This is a genomic window from Gemmiger formicilis, assembly GCF_016901605.1.
Lineage (GTDB): Bacteria > Bacillota > Clostridia > Oscillospirales > Ruminococcaceae > Gemmiger > Gemmiger formicilis_B.
In genome coordinates, this window is sequence record NZ_JACJKP010000381.1 from 1 (window position 1) to 641 (window position 641).

1 protein-coding gene is annotated in these 641 nt (G+C 47.1%); it reads left to right on the forward strand.

The window, feature by feature from the left end; translation table 11 throughout:
- Positions 1 to 403 (forward strand): hypothetical protein (locus H6B10_RS15000; protein WP_204652309.1); only part of this gene is annotated, 403 nt, incomplete at its 5' end.
- Positions 404 to 641 lie beyond the last annotated feature (238 nt).

Here is a 641-nt window from a genome sequence, read left to right on the forward strand (position 1 = left end):
CGGTGTACACCACAGTCTACGTTACGCCGCGCCCGGGTCTGGAAGAACAGCTGAAAAAGCACTGAGTTGTAAATTTTATCATAAAGCCTTCTGCTGCCTGTGCAGCGGAAGGCTTTTGTGCTATACTGAAAAAGAACCAAACATTAATGACAAAATGTATAATTTTGCCTTGATTATACAAAACGATGCAGACCACAAGCGCTTTTGCAGAAAAATGCGCTTACGGATAAAGTTGTGCTTTCTGCAAAAAGGGGAGAGGAGTTCTGCCGGATGGCAAAAATACGGCATGGATGTTCCTTTGGGGACAGGGCACTTCTTCTTTCGGCAAAACGCAGAATTTTTTCAAAAAAATTTAGAAAATCGCCCAAAAAACACTTGCAACACCGGGAAACGTGTGCTATAATCATTCTCGGCTGCGAAAGGCTTGGGCGGAATGCTACAAGCGTTCTGCGCAAGCCACGATATGCGTTGATGCGGGAGGTTGCCGTCCGCCGATAGGCAGACGGGTTTTTCCGCGGAGTATGTCCGATCTTAGAACCGGGCGAAAGAATTACGGAAACAAAGGGATATGTACGGCGCTGCATTCTGCGGCACGGACCAATGTTCGGCTTACTTTGTGATGATTCTTTCCGGGAGAACTG